Annotated in this window: 22 protein-coding genes; 6 read left to right on the forward strand and 16 right to left on the reverse strand. The window is 59.6% G+C overall.

Annotated features, from left to right (window positions below; genetic code table 11):
• Positions 1-43: 43 nt before the first annotated feature.
• The 6 genes from AAFO92_RS12050 to AAFO92_RS12075 form a co-directional block, all read right to left on the reverse strand.
• On the reverse strand, positions 44-955 hold the full coding sequence (locus AAFO92_RS12050; protein WP_347535389.1) for a DMT family transporter: 912 nt from the start codon (positions 953-955) through the stop codon (positions 44-46).
• Between the two features lies 1 nt (position 956).
• Positions 957-2,735, reverse strand: a complete 1,779-nt coding sequence (locus AAFO92_RS12055; protein ID WP_347535677.1) for an SLC13 family permease — start codon at positions 2,733-2,735, stop codon at positions 957-959.
• 20 nt (positions 2,736-2,755) lie between these two features.
• Positions 2,756-3,676, reverse strand: a complete 921-nt coding sequence (locus AAFO92_RS12060; RefSeq protein WP_347535391.1) for a DMT family transporter — start codon at positions 3,674-3,676, stop codon at positions 2,756-2,758.
• Positions 3,673-4,485, reverse strand: a complete 813-nt coding sequence (locus AAFO92_RS12065) for a TIGR00282 family metallophosphoesterase (RefSeq protein ID WP_347535393.1) — start codon at positions 4,483-4,485, stop codon at positions 3,673-3,675. Before AAFO92_RS12065 ends, AAFO92_RS12060 begins: the two co-directional genes overlap by 4 nt.
• Positions 4,486-4,742: 257 nt before the next feature.
• Positions 4,743-5,762 (reverse strand): PAS domain-containing protein, encoded by a 1,020-nt coding sequence (locus AAFO92_RS12070; RefSeq protein ID WP_347535395.1) that lies wholly within the window; start codon positions 5,760-5,762, stop codon positions 4,743-4,745.
• 215 nt (positions 5,763-5,977) lie between these two features.
• Positions 5,978-6,361 (reverse strand): hypothetical protein, encoded by a 384-nt coding sequence (locus AAFO92_RS12075; RefSeq protein WP_347535397.1) that lies wholly within the window; start codon positions 6,359-6,361, stop codon positions 5,978-5,980.
• A gap of 97 nt (positions 6,362-6,458) precedes the next feature.
• Between AAFO92_RS12075 and AAFO92_RS12080 the strand changes: the two genes are divergently transcribed.
• Positions 6,459-7,646 carry an MFS transporter gene (locus AAFO92_RS12080; protein ID WP_347535398.1) on the forward strand — a complete coding sequence of 396 codons (1,188 nt, stop codon included), beginning with the start codon at positions 6,459-6,461 and terminating at the stop codon, positions 7,644-7,646.
• On the opposite strand, the gene AAFO92_RS12085 is transcribed toward AAFO92_RS12080, so the two are convergent.
• The 3 genes from AAFO92_RS12085 to AAFO92_RS12095 are packed head-to-tail and all read right to left on the reverse strand — an operon-like array spanning position 7,647 to position 8,488.
• Positions 7,647-7,868, reverse strand: coding sequence for a DUF2945 domain-containing protein (locus tag AAFO92_RS12085; protein WP_347535679.1), 222 nt, complete (start codon positions 7,866-7,868; stop codon positions 7,647-7,649).
• Between the two features lie 9 nt (positions 7,869-7,877).
• Complete coding sequence (locus AAFO92_RS12090) at positions 7,878-8,222, reverse strand: DUF3140 domain-containing protein (RefSeq protein WP_347535400.1); 345 nt, start codon at positions 8,220-8,222, stop codon at positions 7,878-7,880.
• A complete protein-coding gene (locus AAFO92_RS12095) occupies positions 8,222-8,488 on the reverse strand; it encodes a Rho termination factor (protein WP_347535402.1) in 267 nt (88 codons plus the stop codon). The genes AAFO92_RS12090 and AAFO92_RS12095 overlap by 1 nt, the downstream gene beginning before the upstream one ends.
• A gap of 139 nt (positions 8,489-8,627) precedes the next feature.
• Here AAFO92_RS12095 and AAFO92_RS12100 point away from each other — a divergent pair, with 139 nt between their 5' ends.
• A complete protein-coding gene (locus tag AAFO92_RS12100; protein ID WP_347535404.1) occupies positions 8,628-9,176 on the forward strand; it encodes a CIA30 family protein in 549 nt (182 codons plus the stop codon).
• A gap of 8 nt (positions 9,177-9,184) precedes the next feature.
• Here the strand turns inward: AAFO92_RS12100 and AAFO92_RS12105 are convergent, their stop codons facing one another.
• On the reverse strand, positions 9,185-9,796 hold the full coding sequence (locus tag AAFO92_RS12105; RefSeq protein ID WP_347535406.1) for an XRE family transcriptional regulator: 612 nt from the start codon (positions 9,794-9,796) through the stop codon (positions 9,185-9,187).
• A gap of 175 nt (positions 9,797-9,971) precedes the next feature.
• On the opposite strand from AAFO92_RS12105, the gene AAFO92_RS12110 reads away from it, so the two are divergent.
• From AAFO92_RS12110 to AAFO92_RS12120, 3 genes are all read left to right on the forward strand, one after another.
• The gene (locus AAFO92_RS12110; RefSeq protein WP_347535409.1) at positions 9,972-10,493 is read left to right on the forward strand and encodes a fasciclin domain-containing protein; all 522 of its coding nucleotides are present in this window, start codon (positions 9,972-9,974) and stop codon (positions 10,491-10,493) included.
• A 91-nt stretch (positions 10,494-10,584) separates the two neighbouring features.
• The gene (locus tag AAFO92_RS12115) at positions 10,585-10,839 is read left to right on the forward strand and encodes a hypothetical protein (RefSeq protein ID WP_347535411.1); all 255 of its coding nucleotides are present in this window, start codon (positions 10,585-10,587) and stop codon (positions 10,837-10,839) included.
• An 84-nt stretch (positions 10,840-10,923) separates the two neighbouring features.
• Complete coding sequence (locus AAFO92_RS12120; protein ID WP_347535413.1) at positions 10,924-11,376, forward strand: TspO/MBR family protein; 453 nt, start codon at positions 10,924-10,926, stop codon at positions 11,374-11,376.
• A gap of 550 nt (positions 11,377-11,926) precedes the next feature.
• Here AAFO92_RS12120 and AAFO92_RS12125 read toward each other — a convergent pair.
• Together AAFO92_RS12125 and AAFO92_RS12130 are read right to left on the reverse strand one after the other, a co-directional pair.
• Positions 11,927-12,202 (reverse strand): hypothetical protein, encoded by a 276-nt coding sequence (locus tag AAFO92_RS12125; RefSeq protein ID WP_347535415.1) that lies wholly within the window; start codon positions 12,200-12,202, stop codon positions 11,927-11,929.
• A gap of 435 nt (positions 12,203-12,637) precedes the next feature.
• A complete protein-coding gene (locus AAFO92_RS12130; RefSeq protein ID WP_347535417.1) occupies positions 12,638-13,105 on the reverse strand; it encodes an OsmC family protein in 468 nt (155 codons plus the stop codon).
• A gap of 124 nt (positions 13,106-13,229) precedes the next feature.
• On the opposite strand from AAFO92_RS12130, the gene AAFO92_RS12135 reads away from it, so the two are divergent.
• A complete protein-coding gene (locus AAFO92_RS12135; protein WP_347535419.1) occupies positions 13,230-14,003 on the forward strand; it encodes an SDR family oxidoreductase in 774 nt (257 codons plus the stop codon).
• A 122-nt stretch (positions 14,004-14,125) separates the two neighbouring features.
• On the opposite strand, the gene AAFO92_RS12140 is transcribed toward AAFO92_RS12135, so the two are convergent.
• The 4 genes from AAFO92_RS12140 to AAFO92_RS12155 form a co-directional block, all read right to left on the reverse strand.
• On the reverse strand, positions 14,126-15,688 hold the full coding sequence (locus AAFO92_RS12140) for a trimethylamine methyltransferase family protein (RefSeq protein WP_347535421.1): 1,563 nt from the start codon (positions 15,686-15,688) through the stop codon (positions 14,126-14,128).
• Positions 15,689-15,790: 102 nt separating this feature from the next.
• Positions 15,791-16,675 carry a DMT family transporter gene (locus AAFO92_RS12145; protein ID WP_347535423.1) on the reverse strand — a complete coding sequence of 295 codons (885 nt, stop codon included), beginning with the start codon at positions 16,673-16,675 and terminating at the stop codon, positions 15,791-15,793.
• Positions 16,672-17,367, reverse strand: a complete 696-nt coding sequence (locus AAFO92_RS12150) for an HAD family hydrolase (RefSeq protein ID WP_347535425.1) — start codon at positions 17,365-17,367, stop codon at positions 16,672-16,674. Before AAFO92_RS12150 ends, AAFO92_RS12145 begins: the two co-directional genes overlap by 4 nt.
• A gap of 16 nt (positions 17,368-17,383) precedes the next feature.
• A complete protein-coding gene (locus AAFO92_RS12155; RefSeq protein WP_347535427.1) occupies positions 17,384-17,668 on the reverse strand; it encodes a DUF3572 domain-containing protein in 285 nt (94 codons plus the stop codon).
• Between the last annotated feature and the right edge of the window lie 9 nt (positions 17,669-17,677).

Consider the following 17,677-nt stretch of genomic DNA (forward strand, 5'->3'; position numbering starts at 1 on the left):
ATAGATCGGTCCCTTCCTGTCGACGCAGGCGGGAACCGGCGCCCTATACCTTGGTCGCCGACGGGTTCGGGGTGACTGCCCGACGTTTCAGCACCATCTCGCGCCAGCTGATGAAGCTGACCGCCCCCACGATCACCGTACCGCCCAGCACCACGAACATGTCCACCCCTTCATTGAAGAACAGCGCCCCCACCAGCACCGCCCAGACCAGTTGCAGGAAGCTCACCGGCTGGGTCACCGCAAGCGGCGCGGCGGCAAAGGCCAGCGTCATGGTGTAGTGCCCCGCAGTGGCCAGGCAGGCGACGCCAAACAGGATCGCCGTTTCGGTCCAGGTCGGCGTGACCCAGTTCATTGCCGCCAGCGGTGCCAGCCCGATGGTGACGATCACCGACAGCATCGCCACGACCACCGCCGGACTGACCCGGTTGGTCATCTGTTTGGCCAGCAGGTAGGACACCCCGAAGAAGACGGCAACCAGAAGCATCGCCAGGTGGCCGGTGCCGATCTCGCGAAAGCCGGGGCGCAGGATGATGAGCGTGCCAACCAGCGCCGCGATGACGGCAAGCACACGCCGCAGGGCCAGCCGCTCGCCCAGAAACAGCGCCGCGCCGATGGTCACATAGACGGGCGAGAGATAGTTCATCGCCGTCACATCCGCGATCGGGATGCGCGCCATGGCATAGAACCACAGGGCGACCGCGCCGGTATGGGCCACGCCACGGGCGGTGAACATCAGCCAGAGCGGCCGGTCAAAGCGTTGCCGGAACAGCGACCCAAGCATCGGCACAAAGAAGACCAGCCCCAGCACATAGCGCAGGAATGCGGCCTCGGGCGCGGGGATGCGGGTGCCGAGCGATTTCACCAGCACCGTGACCGCGACGAACTGGGCGCCGGTAACGATCATCCAGAACACGCCCCATCCGGGCCGGGCGGCGGCGGCAGCAGATATACTCATGTCACAACGGCCAGAAAGTGGGGATCAGCGCACTGGCCAGAAGGCCGACGCTGAGGTTCAGGGGAATGCCCACGCGCAGGAAATCGGCAAAACGATAGCCGCCGGGCCCGTAGACCATCATGTTGGTCTGATAGCCGATGGGCGTGGCAAAACTGGCGCTGGCCGCAATCATCACCGCGACGATCAGCGCGCGCGAGTCGATCCCCATCGCGTCGGCGAGGCCAATGGCGATCGGCGTCACCACGACCGCCACCGCGTTGTTGGAAACAAGCTCGGTCAGCACTGATGTCAGCAGGTAGATCGCCCAGATGACCAGGAATCCCGGCAATACCATCAGCCCCGGCGTGATCAGATCGACGATCAGCTTGACCGCACCCGATGACTGCAGTGCCGCCCCCACCGCCAGCATCGAGAAAATCAGCGCCAGCAACCGGCCATCGACAAAGGAAAACGCCTCGTCCGAGTCGATGCAGCGGGTCAGAAAGATCACCGCCATCGCCAGCACCGCCAGAAGCAGGATCGGCGCGACACCGAAGGCGGCCAGCAGGACAATACCCGCAAGCGCGCCCAGGGCAATGGGCGCATGACCACGGCGATAGGCCCGCCCCGAGGGTTTCGAGACATCGACCATGTCCATGTCGCGCGCCAGGCGCTGAATGTCCTCGGGCGACCCTTCCAGCAGCAGCGTATCGCCAACCCGCACGATCAGGTCGTCCAGCTGCCGGCCGATATTCTGGTTCCGCCGGTGCACCGCCAGCGGATAGACGCCGTAGCGGCGGCGCAGGCGCATGTTGCCCAGGGATCGCCCAACCATCTTGCAGCCGGGTGTGATCAGCACCTCGACCGTGGTGGTTTCCACCTGCGACACCTGATCGACCCGCTTGAGGCTCCTGTCGCGCTGCAGGCTCAGAAGCTCGGTCATCCGGGTCCGCAGCACCACGCGGTCGCCCACCTGCAACTCGACCCCCTCGAGGTTGCGACGCAGGGACAGATCACCGCGGATAACGTCGATCAGCCTGACACCGTCGCGCTTGAACAGCTGGACGCCGGTGACTTCGCGGCCGATCAGGTTCGACTCCGGCGGGATCACCGCCTCGGTAAAGAATTTCATCTTCGAGCGGTCCGACAGCATGTCGGCCATGCTGTCACGGTCGGGCAGCAGCCGGGGCGCAACGAACCGCAGATAGATCATGCCCCAGATCACCAGCACGATGGCCAGCGGCGTGATCTCGAAAATCGTGAATGGCTTCAGCCCCTGCGCCTGCGCGACACCGTCGACCAGCAGGTTGGTCGACGTGCCGATCAGGGTCAGCGTGCCGCCCAGTATGGCGGCATAGCTGAGCGGGATCAGCAGCTTCGACGCGCTGGTGCCCAGCGTGCGCGACAGCTGCACGAAGACGGGGATCATCACCACCACGACGGGCGTGTTGTTCATGAAGGCCGAGGCGATGACGACAAATACCAGCAGCATCGCGATGGCCATCTTGGGGTTCACCTTGGCCTGCCGTTCGGCCACGGCAGTGAACGCGTCCAGCGCGCCGGTCCGCACCAGCGCCCCCATCACGATGAACATCGCCGCGATGGTCCAGGGCGCAGGGTTGGACAGCACCTCCAGCGCGGCGTCATAGGGCAGAAGCCCCGAAACCAGCAACACCGCCGCCCCGGCGATCGCCACAACTTCGGTCGGGTAGACCTCGCGCAGGAACAGCGCGAACATCACGGCCACGATACCAAGCGCCAGCACAGCCTGCCCGGTCTGAGAAATCTCGAATAGCTGAATCACGCGCGATGGTTCCCTTTTTATCCAGGCCCAGTTTCCCGCACTCCCGCAGCAGGAGCAAGCAGGATAGCGCGGCGCGGCTGAACCAGGAACATGCCAAGCAGCATCAGCGCCAGCGCCGCCCACACATAGGTGGAGTAGCTTTCGCCAAGCAGCGCGATGGACCACAGCACACCGCACCCTGTCACCAGATAGCTGGTCTGCGCGGCAAAGACCGATCCCGCCTGCCCCACCAGCCAGACATAGGCGGCATAGACCAGCGCATGGATTACGGCGGCCCCCACCAACGCGGCCTCGGGCGCGCCGAAACCCGCCAGCGGATTGATCCAGTGGCCGGTGATCAGCGCCATCGGCAGGGACGCGATCATCCCCAACAGCGATGCCGCCAACAGGACCTGAACGGAATCAAGCCCCTGCGTCCCCCATTTCGCCACCAGGTTCCCCTCGGTCGCGTAGAGCAGCGGCGCCAGCAGCGCGAGCGGTACGAAGGCGGCCATCGCCCGGTCCGGCAGGCTGGCGTCGGGGCCGATCAGCAGCAGGATACCGCCCAGCCCGACCAGGAGGCCCGCCAGCCGCCGCCAGGCAAAACCCTCATTGCCCAGCATCAGTGCAATCGGCAGCGAAAACATCGGCACGCTCGAAATGATGATCGACATCACGCCGGCGGGCAGCCGGGCCGCCGACAGGTAAAAGAAGATGTCCGGCAGCACCGCCCCGGTCAGCGCCACCATGACCAGCAGCCGCCAATAGGGCCGGCCCAGCTCCAGCCGCTTGCCCCTGAGCCGGCAAATCGCGCCCAGAACGATGACGACGATGACCAGCTGCCAGAAGATCAACCCGAAAGGCTGATGGCCGGTGCTGACGGCGACCTTTGACAGCGGCACCGACAGGCCCCAACCCGACCCCATCAGAAACAGCATCCCGTAGAGCCGGGCGTTCATGGGCCGGCCTGCTCCAGCCTGCCGCCTAGGCGGATCATGCGCAGCCGTGTCGCGCGGCCGGTCTTGTCGTCGGTCTCGACATAGAGCCCCGACAGCGTGGCCTCTTCCAGCGCGGGGGTGAACCGCGCCTTGGGCATGCCGGTCACGAAACGGCGCATCGGTTCGGATTTCTCCATGCCGATGACGCTGTTGTAGTCGCCGCACATGCCCGCGTCGGACTGAAAGGCGGTGCCGCCGGGCAGAATCTGCGCATCGGCCGTGGGCACATGCGTGTGGCTGCCCACCACCACGCTGGCGCGGCCATCGCAGAAATGGCCCATGCCCATCTTCTCGCTGGTCGCCTCGCAATGGATATCGACCAGCACCGCCTGTACCGCACCGCCCAGCGGATGCGCCCGCAACACCTGGTCGACAGCCGAGAACGGGTCATCGAAGGCGCGTTTCATGAACACCTGGCCCAGCACCTGCGTCACCAGCACCTTGCGCCCGCGCCGATCCTGGAACACCCGGTGGCCCAGCCCCGGCGCGCCCTTGGCATAGTTGAGCGGCCGCAGGACGCGCGGCTCGGTCTCGATGAATTGCAGCATGTCCTTCTGGTCAAAGGCGTGATCGCCCAGGGTCAGGCAATCGGCGCCCGCCTCCAGCAACAGCTTCGCATGGGCCCCGCTCAGCCCCATGCCGCCGGTGGCGTTTTCGCCGTTCACCACCACGAAATCCAGCCGCCACTCTTCGCGCAGGCGCGGCAGGTTCTCGACCAAGGCGCGGCGCCCGGCCCGGCCCATCACATCACCCAGAAACAATATTTTCATGGGACTCTGTTAGGCCGTGCTGCCGCGGAGGGCAAGTGACAGGCGCGTGTTCGAAGGGCAGCCTTGTGGGACGAAGCTGCCGTTGCCCTTCCGGATGTTTGCTGACGCAGCATCCGCGCGCAGGTGCTGCACCCTTATCGCTGCGTTGCAGCCGATTTCGCCAGAGCGGTCATTGAAAGCCAGTCTGAGGGGCGAAATTCAAACCGTCCTTTCGTCGCGATCTTGACGGACCATCGAAGAGGGGACGAAGCGCGCGTTCAATCTTTCACGTCGCTCGGTCTGAACCGAAACACGGCACGCGCGGCCAGACCGCCAGGCTTCCAGTCGAGCTCTAGAACCCCGCCAGCGCCACTTACGACAGCTTCTACTATATTGGTTCCGCTAGAGGCTTTTGGAGCTTCAACTTTTGGCCCCCCGCTCTCTTTCCAGCAGATTATTATGATATTCTCAGTAAGGTCCCGGGATCGATCCCAAGTCAGATCAACGCTCCCTCTTTCGCAACTGAGTGCACCATATTTTACAGAATTTGCCGCCAATTCATGCAGTAAGAGAGCGACAGGAGATATCAACGCGCTCGGAAGCGCGTCGTTCGTGCCCGACAATTCGTACTGTTGCTTCCCTAACGGTGCGTATGCATCCAATATCGAAGATGCCAATTGTCCGATATCCGGGCGCTTTTTACCAGGCTGAACAATCGTGTCGAAATGCGCTTGAAATAACGCATCCAAACGTCCGATTGCTTTCTGACAGTATTGAGAAACTTCGAACTCTTCTCGTGCGGTCATTTTCATGATGACGCTCAGAACGCTTACTATGTTACGAAGCCTATGAAGTAGCTCTTTATCAGCCAGTTCGCGAGCTTTTCGTTCGGCTTCTTTCTTAGCTGTAATGTCCAATTGAGAGCCAAAGAAAAAAACCAATCTACCATTGTCATCATAAATTGGCCCAATCTGGAGAGCGTTCAGGAAAGACGTACCGTCTTTTCTATAGTTGAGGACTTCGACTGTATCGACGGCCTGACTTTCGATTATGTTTCTGATGGCATCAATGCTGCGAGCCGACGTATCTTTACCTTGCAGAAACCTGCAGTTTTTTCCGATCACCTCGTCATGCCGGTAACCAGTCAGGGCTGAAAACGCGAAATTCGCAAAAACGATAGGGTTATCGGGCAATGACGGGTCGGTTATGCAAATTGGCAAGCGCGTGTGGATAACTGCCTGCACCATGGATTCATCTTTTCGAAGATCCCAATTTGTGCTGGCATTTTCTACATTCATTAAGATCTCGAAACTTAGGATGTACTAATCTTGGAAAAGATGACTCCATAATATCTCTAAACAAAGTAACTGTAAAATCGTGCTCTGGGACTCGGAACTGTCATCTGATGTTTCCGGTCAGACAATGTTGTCGTTTCTTATTGCCCAATTTCAGTAGTACGGACCAAAGTGCATTTCTCCGCACTGATGTTCAACGTCGGTTCTTTAGGCATAACTCAATCCGCAGCCGCTTCGACATTTTCTTTAGATCCCTGCGCCTCACCATTGCCGCTCAGTGCGTCGCCCTGCATGAAGCCGAAAAGAACCACGACAAAAATTATCACAGCAGCAATGCCAAGAAGGACACCCCGGTGGCCTTTTTTCTGATCTTCGAAATCGGTGTGATTATGCGACATTTGTGACCTCTTCGTTTCGCTAGCGGTACTGTTCAACAGATCTAGGGCCCAAAAGTTCCCTGACAAACCTCCCGATCCGCTTGGCAAGCTGACCGCCGACAAATTGCACAGGTGAAACATGATTGGCCGCCAGACGGGGAGAAAACGATTTTCGCAGACCGGGTTGTCTTTTGCCGCGATGTGCCGGTTTGATTTTCTTGACATCGCTCTATCTCCAAGGCCCGGTATGTTAGTAAGCCCCCAGAACATCGCGAAAGACCAACGGCAGATCACCGGAATGAACCGACAGAAGATCATACACGTGACTTCCCTCACGGCCACGAAAACCGCAGATGGGCTGATTGATCCGAAACTGGTTCTGGCCTGGCTGCTCAACACGCTCGGGGCGCCGGGATACCTGATCGGGCTGCTTGTCCCGGTGCGCGAGGCCGGTGCCCTGCTGCCACAACTGCTGATCGCACGGCAGATCGAACGCAGCACCCGTCGCAAGTATTTCTGGAGCGCGGGGGCCGCCGGTCAGGGTCTGGCGTCACTGGGAATGGCCGCCGCTGCGGTCATGCTGAGCGATGCCGCGGCGGGATGGTCAATCGTGATATGCCTGGCCTTCCTGGCCGTCGCTCGCTCTGCCTGTTCGGCAAGTCACAAGGACGTGCTGGCGCGCACGGTCGAAAAAGGCCAGCGCGGCCGGGTGTCCGGGGCCGCCGGGACGCTTTCAGCAGTCGCGGTGCTGGCCTTCGCCCTTGGCCTCGCCACCGGTGTCATTCCGCGCAGCCCGTCCGTGGTCGCCACGGCAATCGCCGTGGCGGGCCTGCTCTGGCTCTGCGCGGCAGCAATATTTTCGATGCTGAGGGAAAAGGCGGACCGTGACGCGGATGCCGACGATCGCAGCCTGCACTCGCTTCTGCAGCCCCTGCAGGAAGATGCGGAGCTACGCACCTATATCGCGACCCGCGCCCTGCTGATCTCGACCGCGCTTGCACCGCCGTTTCTGGTTCTTCTGGGGTCCGGAGACACCGATACATTCGGAAATCTCGGTCTGTTGATGCTGGCGTCGTCGTTCGCGGCCATTCTGTCTTCTTACATCTGGGGGGTCTTCGCGGACAGCTCAAGCCGCAAGACGCTGATGGTTGCGGGGGTCATCGCGACGGCGACCTTTGCACTGGCGGCGATTCTGGCCTTCAGCCGGGGCACAATTACGAACGGGTTCGTGCTTGCCGGCTTGGTTTTCATCGCGCAACTCGCCTACCATGGAGCGCGCGCGGGGCGCAAAACGCACCTGACCGATATGGACACCGGCGGTCGCAAGGCCACCTATACCGCGCTCTCCAATTCGGTGATCGGGTTGCTGCTGTTGACCGGCGGCCTTCTGGGTTTGCTGGCCGATCTCGCCGGGGCAAAGACCGTGCTGGCCGTTCTGGCCATCCTGAGCGGATTGTCGGTAGGGGTCGCCTATCGCCTGTCCGAGGTTCAGTCCGAAGACACGGCGTGATCAGGCCGCCGAAATCTTGGACGGCGAATTCAGGACACGATCACCATCGGGCTGTTCGATCAGGAGGGCCGGATCCTCGCCGCTCGCCTTCCGGGTGACGTCGGTGCCCTTGATCGTCTTGGTCATGTCTTCGGACAAACGCTCTACGATCTTGCCGGTGTCTTCGCCATCGCCCCAATCCAATTTTACCTGATCGCCGTCACTCAGATCACTTGTCGCTATCTCCCGTGTTCACGCGGTCTCTTTCAGAGGGTCGTGTCCCCAATTCATCAATGAATACCGCCAGTCGCTGGCGTCGACGCCACTTTCGGGCCCGCCCTGTGCGCGATGACGTTTGATATACCCGACGACCCGCGCCATGTGATCCCAGTCGTCCTCGGTCAGCGCGTCCTTGTTCGTGCGTTTGATCTCGACGATCCGCCGCCCTGATTTGTGCCCTGTGGATTCGCCCGAGTCGCTATCTCCGACCGATTTGCTTTCGTCACGCTCCAGCCAGTCCGCCAGTTCCTGTGGCGCCATGTTGATTAGTTCCTGCCACTCGTCCCAGATTTCAGCCCTACTTTTTGAGGACGCCATCAGCTTTCCTCCCGGAGCACCTTGATGAGCTCGTCCTTCGTCATGTCCCAACGGCCCTCGATTTCCAGTTCGGTGGCACGATCAATCAGGTCGTCCTTGTGCCACTCTTCGTAGGGCGGCGCCGATCCCCCCTTCGACGACGGGCTCATGTCCTCGTTGGCCTGCGCATTCGCGATCCGCGCGGCCTTCTCCTTGGAATGCCCCTGATCACGCAACGCTTCGTAAGTTTCGTCATCCTTGATCGAGGGCCCATGATCCTTTGTCATCTCTGTCTGTTCCTTTCCGTGCCGCACCGATGCCGCCTTGGTGCACTTCCGATTTCTATCGATAACCAACACAACACTTGTTTTGTTCCGAACAGCCCTAGTTTGTGGCGCTGCATGATGAGTTGCGATGGAGCCGTATGTGCCACGGAAAAACGCGCTGGCGCTGATCCTGGCCTGCTGTCTGTCAGCCTCGCCCGTGGCCGGAAAGGAGCATAGATTGAACCTGCATCCTCAATGGGAATTTGTTGCCGATACGGTGATGGGCGGCGTTTCTGCGGGGGAGATTTCGGATGTCACGCTGGACGGCCGAGAGGCGACGCGCCTTGCAGGCGAGGTGTCACTGGACAACAACGGCGGCTTCATCCAGATGGCATTCGATCTTCAGAACGACGACCAGACCTTCGATGCAAGCGGCTGGGCAGGTATCGAGATTGACGTGCTCGGCAACGGCGAAGAATATGAAATTCGACTGAGAACAGACCAGCTTTCGCGACCGTGGCAATCCTACCGCACGGCATTCATCGCCGCGAAAGTATGGACGACGATTCGGTTGCCGTTTTCTGATTTCACACCAAACAAGACAGATGTTCCGTTCGATCCCAAGCGCCTGCGCCGGATCGGTATCCTCGCTTACGGGCGCGAATATCAGGCGGATGTCGCCGTATCAGCGATACGTCTCTACCGTTAACTGCCTCCTCAGGTATTAACACGCTGGTCGCGCATCGAACTGCCCTTACTAACTACGACCAATGCGATGCTATTCGCTTCACCCGCGCGCGAATAGGTGTGCTCGAAATGTGAGTCGAAATACATTGAATCGCCTTCTTCGAGTGCGTGCACGTCTCCATGAATGTGAATGTTGAGCGATCCTTGAATAACATAAATCATTTCAGCGCCAGCGTGAGTATGAGGCTCCGTTGGAACTGCACTGGAGAATTCGGCCAGGTAGGATTCAATACAACGGTCCGGAACCGGAAAGTCCAAGCTTTCAAAATGGAACTTTGGCCGTCCTTCTGTTGTATTTGGCATTCGTAACCGGTCTTCTTTACGAACTACGGCCAGAGCGGGCTTTTCCTCTGCCGGCTGAAAAAAATAGTCAAGCCCAACACCGAATACCATCGAGATGCGTAACAGCGTAGGAAGTGTTGGGAATACATGACCACGTTCAATTTTTGATAACATTCCGGCAGATAAGCCGGTGTGTTTCCCCAATTGCTCCAGGCCAAGATTTTTTCCAATGCGTAGTTCGCGAATCGCCGGCCCGATCCCGTACGCTTCCAGCCCTTCGCTAAGTGAGTCCGACAACATTACGAACCTCCAGATTTCATTTCAGGCAACATACTGAGTCAATTTTGAACATTGTGCAAATAATTTTCATTTAGTGATATTTGCACTTGATGCAAAGTATTTTCGCAATATTCAAAGAAATGGCAAGCCCGCAAATGTATGTGCGCTTCAGAAACGAGAAAAAAGGAATGAATTGATGATCCACAAACTGAAATCGACCGTTTTGGCAACTTCAATTGCCGTTGCACTTTCAGCCGGAGCTTCGAAAGCTGCGAATATCGTTGACACGGCTGTAGAGGCCGGCCAGTTCACCACGCTTGCGGCAGCTCTCAGTGCTGCAGAGCTGGTAGATACTTTGAAAGGTGACGGACCTTTTACTGTGTACGCACCGACTGATGAAGCGTTTGCAGCATTGCCCGAAGGCACGGTCGAGACCCTTTTGAAACCCGAAAACAAGGGTCAGTTCACCAACATTCTGCTGTATCACGTTGACGACCGGAAACTCACCGCCGAAATGATCCCTTCCGGACAGAACTACTTCAAGCCGATCCTAGCCAGTGAGCGTCTCTGCATCATCAAATCTTCAAGCGGTGTCGCGATCGCCGATGGTACTGGTGAAATGGCAAACGTCGTTGTTGCCAACATCATGGCTGACAATGGCGTCATCCACGTCGTGGACAAAGTGCTGCTGCCTGGCGAGCGCCCCGACTGCCATTAATTTCGACAGCGCCCTGGCACACAGCAGGGCGCTTTCATCCTATTGGAAAAATCTAACTGCGCTTAATCAAGCGCGACACAAGGAGAAAGTCATGGTCAGCACCTCAAGCGTAAAGGAACAATGGGACGTCATCATGGACGAAACAAAAAACCCGTTGAAATCTTACTCTCTGCCAACAGCTCACATGATAATGCAAATGCTCGCCTGGATGTGGAGTGCTATTTTTAGCGTGTCATTCGGCAGTTACTATCTGTTCGGCGTGATGGCCGTGGGCCACATTCTGGTTATCGCTGGGCTCTTCATCACTCTGATGGTTTTCCAGAATGCGAACGCTGAACAGTCTTAAGCCGTGAATGAGGTTCTTCCGGTCATCATACATAGACAACAGGCGCCGGTAGCTTTCGCTGACATCGTAATAGGCTCTTCAATAATGAACCACTTTCTTTCGCTGCTGTTCTTCTTGCTTGTGGTCATGGGCGGTGGCATCGCAATTGGTACGATCACCGCCCCCGGAGAGTGGTACACGGCGCTTCAGAAGCCAAATTTCAATCCACCAAACTGGATTTTCGGACCGGTCTGGACGGTAGTGTATGTGATTATCGCCTTCGTTGGCTGGCGCCTGTATCAGCATCAGGGCCGCACTTCTCTGATGCGGCTGTGGTTCGCCCAGATGTGCTTGAACTTCTTGTGGTCGCCGGTGTTTTTCGCCGCTCAAAGGCCAGAGTTGGCACTTGGCATCATTCTCTTCCTTCTGCTGACTATCGTGTGCTTCGTTCGGGCCGCATGGCGTCCTGACCGTCTGTCCGCTCTGCTCTTTATTCCATACATTGCATGGGTGGGCTTTGCGTCTGTCCTGAATGGCGCGATCGTCTATCTCAATTAGATAGGACACCCGGCATTCGCGTGATATTTTTGGCGGGCGCAAGAGCTTCCCTTTCGAATAGCTCGCTGAGTTGTCTGCCTCCGACTAGAATCCGGTGCTGTGGCGAAAAGACCAAATCAGAGCTAGGATATCCTGGCCCCAGTGCACCTGCGCAGATCGAAACCGGCCTTCCATTGTCCGGATAGTTGTCTAGTGGTTGATGGCTCCTTTGCATCCATCGAATGGGCTTGAGGCTGTGATCCAAAGTCGCAACTTGATCTTCGGTTTGCAGAGTTTCCACCTGCCGCGGACTGTCTTCTGTATCAATCACGGCGCCTACCGCAAAGCAGATGACATCCGCATACGGGTCGGAATTAGTTGAGGTGCCATCGGCATTCTCCGACGAGTCGCCATCTGGCCCTTGCTGGGCTGTGAATGTTTCACCCGATGATGGCTCTTCGCCGTTGGCATAGGTGAACCCGAAATTCTCACCATTGATAAGAACGACATAGATTTACTGCCCGCTGGCGTCGATCAGAGAGAACTCATTCTCAACAACAGAGCCAGCAATTTAAAGCGTACCATCAATCGTGGCATCCTGAACCAACGCCTGCGCGCTGCCCGTTTCGACATTGCTGTCTTCGAAAGTTCCATCCTCGTCGCTGACGTCAATTTGCGTCGGCGCTTCACCATTGAACGTGAAGGATTCGCCGATCCATGTAGAGGCTGAAGAGCTATATCCCGGTGCCGCAGGAACATTTGCATGTGTGTCACCCGTGAAGTCGCTCGCTGGGATGCCCGATGGTGTTGTGTATTGTGACCATGAGAAGGTTCCCAAAAACGGCACAACAGTTGGTACCCATCTGATTATCCAGAAGTTGACCTGGTTCAGATTGAGAAACCTCCAATAAACATAAACAAATCCATAAAATTGTGTTTTTTTTTGGCGACCGCAAAATAACGAAGGTGTCTTCGCGATTGATTTTAAACTTGAAGACGAAAACTATTTTGAACCGAAATCAAATCAATAATCACTCACAATGATGGTTCACTGCTCGCCGAACGCAGCTGTTGCCGTTCCTGCACCGAGAGGCGGTTTGTCCGCTTACTTGAATTTGTCGCCTTAGAATTTTTGTGCGGCCGACGAATGGCCGAAAATGACGCTGCAAGACGGCACGTAATTTTGCGCTTCTGCGGCATTCTTGGTGCTGCGAGCGCACGGCGAGAGAAAATCGAATTCACAGGAAGGGCTCTGATCAGTCATTCATCCTCATCAGGTTGATTATGCCACCGTATATTCCGCCGCGTAATCGACAGGGAAATTCACCGACCGCGCGATGAAACAGGTCTTGTGGATCTCATGGTGAATCGCATCGGCACGACGCAGGTCCGTCCCCTGGGGCACGGTGATCCGTGGCCTGAGCGTGGCGCGCAGAAAGCGGCTGGCGCCGCTGCGATCGGTCTCGCCCACCGCCAGCGGGTCGTCATGATAGGCCTGCACGGCGATCCGCGCATCGCTGGCCAGATGCAGATACCACAGCATGTGACAGGCGCTGAGCGCGGCAATCAGCATGTCCTCGGGGTTGTGCAGCGTCGGATCGCCGCCCAAGAGCGGATCGTTCGAGCAATGAATCACCGGCTTGCCGGGGGTCTCCACATTCCAGGTCCGGTCATAGGCGCGGTAGCTTGCCGTCCCCTGTCCCCGGTTTCCGGTCCAGACCACGCGCGCGGAATATTCATGCTCGGCCATGATGACCTCTCCTTTCCGTTCCGGGGTCACTTGACCCGATCAGCGGATTGCGAACAAGTGCTTTTGTCCGCGCCTTTGGTGTCATAGACTTCGCCGGTACATCATCGGCGCGGGGACGCATTTCTTGTCAAATTTCGGACCTTTCTCCCTTGCTGGGCAGCAGGCGCTGGTCACCGGCGGCACAAGCGGCCTGGGCCTTGAAATCGCCCGGATTTTCGCCGCGGCCGGCGCGATCGTCTGGGTCAACGGGCGCAACGAGTCAGGTGCGCGGGACGCGGTAGCAAAGATCACCGATGAGGGCGGAACGGCGCATCCGCTGGTATTCGACATCGCCGACGAAGCGCAGGTGGATAGGGCATTTGCAAGGCTGGATACCGCCGGTGCGGGGCTCGATATTCTGGTCAACAACGTGGGCCAGCGGGACCGCCGGGCCTTTGCCGAATTCCGGGGCGATGACGTGCGGCGCCTGCTGGACGTGAACCTTGTCGCCCCGTTCATGCTGGCGCAGCGTGCCGCCCGGCTGATGATCGCCCGTGGCGCCGCGGGGCGGATCGTCAACATCGCCTCCATCGCCGGGCTGATCGCACAACCCGGCGATGCCGCCTATACCTCCGCCAAGGCGGGGCTGGTCGGGCTGACCCGCGCCCTGGCCGCCGAACTGGGCCCCGAGGGGATCAACGTGAACGCCGTGGCGCCCGGGTTCTTCAAGACCGCCCCCAACATGGCCGCGGCCGCGGATCCTGCGGTGGCGGACAGGCTTGCGCAGAGCACCTCGCTGGGCCGATGGGGTGAACCCGCCGAGCTGGCCCCGGCAGTGCTGTTCCTCGCGTCGCCGGCGGCGTCTTACGTGACCGGACAGGTGCTAGCCGTCGATGGTGGATATACCGCGCATTACTGACGTGACCGGCCAGGCGCAAATGTAGGTTCCATGGTGCTACCATGCCGGGGCCGAGCCATCAGGCACGATGTCACGTTGCCCACAGGGCAATCCTGCGAGCGCATGTTGACCAACGGCTGGCGTCAGAAATCCGTGGGTGCGCCGCCCTCGGATTTGCGGCGCTCGACAAAGGCGGCCAGTTCTTCGCGGATAGCCTCCGCCATTGGCGGCGCCTCGAAGCTGGTGAGGATATCCTTGTAGATCTGATGCGCGCGCTGCGCGGTCCAAATGCCACCGGCGGCCTCCCAGGCTTCGTAATTGCGCCAATCGCTCAGATAGGGCTGGTAGAAGGCCGTGGTGTACCGATCCTGGGTGTGCTGGATGCCAAAGAAATGACCCTGGTCGCCCACTTCCTTCACCGCCTCCACCGCGATTTCATCCGGCCCGGTGGCCGTCAGCATCGGATCCATATAGCGCTGGATCTGCTGCAAAATTTCGCAATCCATCACGAATTTCTCGGGGCTGGCGATCAGCCCGCCCTCCAGCCACCCGGCGGCATGGTAGACCATGTTCGCCCCCGCCTGCACCGCCGACCAGAGGCTGTTCGAGGTCTCCCACATCGACTGCCCGTCCGGCACGTTCGCGGCGCAGACACCGCTGGCGCGCATCGGCAGCCCGTAGAACCGCGCCAGCTGCCCGGTCATCTGTGTGGCGCGCATATATTCTGGCGTACCAAAGGCCGGCGCGCCGGATTTCATGTCGACATTCGAGGTAAATGTCCCGATCGCGCAGCACGCGCCGGGGCGGATGATCTGCGCCAGCACCACCGCCACCAGCCCCTCGGCCAGCGACTGCGCGACCGCCCCCGACATGGTGACCGGCGCCATTGCCCCCGCCAGCGTGAAAGGCGTGACGACCAGACCCTGGTTGCGCCTGGCCAGCCGCATCCACCCGTCCAGCATCGGATAGTCGTGCTTGAGCGGCGAGGTCGAATTGATGTTGGTGTACATCTTCGGGCCCGAGTCGAACTCCTCGTCGGAATGCCCGCCCGCGATGCGCACCATCTCCATCACGTCCTCGACCCGTTCCTTGCCCAGGCAATAGGCATGGGCGACCTTGTCGGTCAGGGTCAGCTTGTCATAGAGCACATCGAGGTGACGAACGCTTGCGTGGATGTCCTGCGGCTCGACCGGGTACCCCCCGACAAAATGGATACAGTTGAAATACTGACTTAATTTCAACAGGTTCTGGCACATTTCTCGTGTGCCCGTGACCTTCTTGGCAATCTCCATATCCCAATAGCTGGGGGGCGACGATACGTTACCGAAATTCAGGTGCCGCCCCCCGATGGTGATCTGGTGGTCCGGGTTGCGCGGCGTGATCGTCCACTGGCCGGGCGCCTTGGCGATCATTTCCATCACGAAATCGCGGCCCATGCGGACATTTTCACCGTTGATCGTGCACCCGCCCGAGCCGCGCAGAATCTCAAGCGACTCGGGGTTCAGAAACTCAATCCCGATCTCTTCGAGAATGCGCATGGCCCCGTCGTGGACCGCCTGGATGCCTTCCTCGGATAGCGGCTCGGTAGGCCGGTCGATATTGACCGGCGGCTGCCACCGCATCTGCTCGATCGCGGCTGAACCGCGGCGCTCGGCGCTGCCCGCACGGCCGCCGCTGCGGCGCCTTTTTCTTGTGTCGGTCGTCATCACAGGCCCTCCGGCTGATCTCTGTCTTAACCAAACACCCGTGGAGCACGCATCGTCTGCCACTTAGCGACATGTGTTGTCGTTTTTGTCACTCCATCACAGTTAAAGCGCGACCCGCCGCCGGCGCATGGTCAGAAACAGGTACGCCGCAAGGCTGGCGACCACGATGCCCCCACCTGCCAGCATCCGGCTTGTCGGAGCTTCGCCGATCGCCAACCAGACCCAGAACGGGCCCAGCACCGTCTCGAGCAGCATCAACAGGCTGACATTGGACGCATGGGTGTGCCGGGCGGCGACTGAGAGGGAAATGAATGACACCGGCAGCACCAGCGCCCCGGTGGTCACCATCGGCCAGATGTTGCCCTGCCCCATGTCCTGCGGGCCGATGATCGCACAGGACATGAGCCCGCACAGAAACGCGCCGGACCCGACCAGCAACGGGATCGGCAGGTGGGGCCGGGCGCGCAGCGTGACAAAGCTGAGCGCCAGGACAACGGCCACCCCCAGCCCCATTGCCGCGCCCGCAACGGTCGCCAGGTCAAGGTCCATCGCATCGCCGGTCCCGCCCGATACCGCGATGCCGATCCCGCCCATGACCAGGACGATGGTGATCCATGTCAGCGCGGAGGTCCTCTCGGCCATCATCAGCCAGGCAAAGATTGCGGCAAATACCGGCACCGCGGCCAGCCCGAACAGCACCACCGCCACCGGCGCCAGGGCAATGCCCAGGCAAAACAGCAGCGAGTTAAAGAACTGGCAGGCAACAACCGTCAGGCCCGGTCCGGAGGCGAGGTGGCGCAGGTCGCGGCGTCGCGCGCCGCTTCGCACCAGCCACACCAACAGCAGAACGCTGCCCATGCACAGGCCGCGCCAGGCGGTCATCTGCAACCCGCCCATGGCTGACAGCCGCATCAGCATCGTGTCCAGCGTCAGAACCATGGTTCCGAAGAACGCCAGCCAGATCCCGAAGCGGGGATGGCCTGTCATTCCGACAGCCAGGCCGGCAGGTGACTGATATCGGGAAGGATGGCATCGGCGTGGGGGGCCAACTCCTCGGTCGTGGCCAAACCGGTCAGCACGCCGATGGTCTGCATTCCGGCGGCCCGCCCCGCGATCAGGTCATGGGTGCTGTCTCCGACCATCGCGACGCGGGCTGGCCTGAGATCGGTGGCGCGGGCAAAAGCCAGCAGCGGGCCGGGATCGGGTTTGGCGCCGTGGCCTGAATCGAACCCGGCGATGAAATCGAAATGGCCCTCGACACCCACGGATTTCAGATGCGCCCGCGCCGAATATTCATTGTCATTCGTCATCACGCCCAGGGTCAGGCCGCGCGCGGCAAGCTCTGCCAGGAAGGGCGCCAGAGGCAAGGTCTGCTTCTGCGGCACTTCCGAGGCGCTCATCATCAGGAAATGCTCGACCTCGGGCACCGTCGAATGACCCAGAACCTGCACGATAAGCTCGGCGAGCGTCTGACTGGATTCGGCGATCACGACGCTGGTGGGGGCAAATTCCTGCCGGTCCAGATCATAGTCCAGCGCCGCCGCCAGCCGCACGACCTTGTCCTTATCTGCACCTGCCAGATCATGGATGATGCGCGCCGCCCAGACGCTCCAGGTGGCGTGGAAATCGAACAGCGTGCCATCCTTGTCGAACAGGAGGCCGTCAACCTTTGTTGCCAAAATCTTTTCCCTTTGTTTAAGTCCAGTTCACCTGCTCACCGCCCGGAAGCGCGGCGCGCGCCCGCATCAGGCTGTCATTCGGAATGCCCTGCCCGGCACAGAATTCCACGACCCAGCGATCGTCCATCATCACGAAATCCAGGACGGAGCCAAGAAAAACAGGGTCCGCGGCGCCCTTACGCAAATCCTCTTCGGTCGCGCCCGTCGCGCCCATGAACACCGGCAGCAGTTCCTCGTTGCCCGCCAGCCAGGCAAGACATTGCAGGGCAAGGGTCTCGGCGGTTTCCTGCATATTGTTCATCAGTCTGAA

It is taken from the genome of Roseovarius sp. CAU 1744, from assembly GCF_039839345.1.
In the GTDB taxonomy this organism is placed as follows: Bacteria; Pseudomonadota; Alphaproteobacteria; order Rhodobacterales; family Rhodobacteraceae; genus Roseovarius.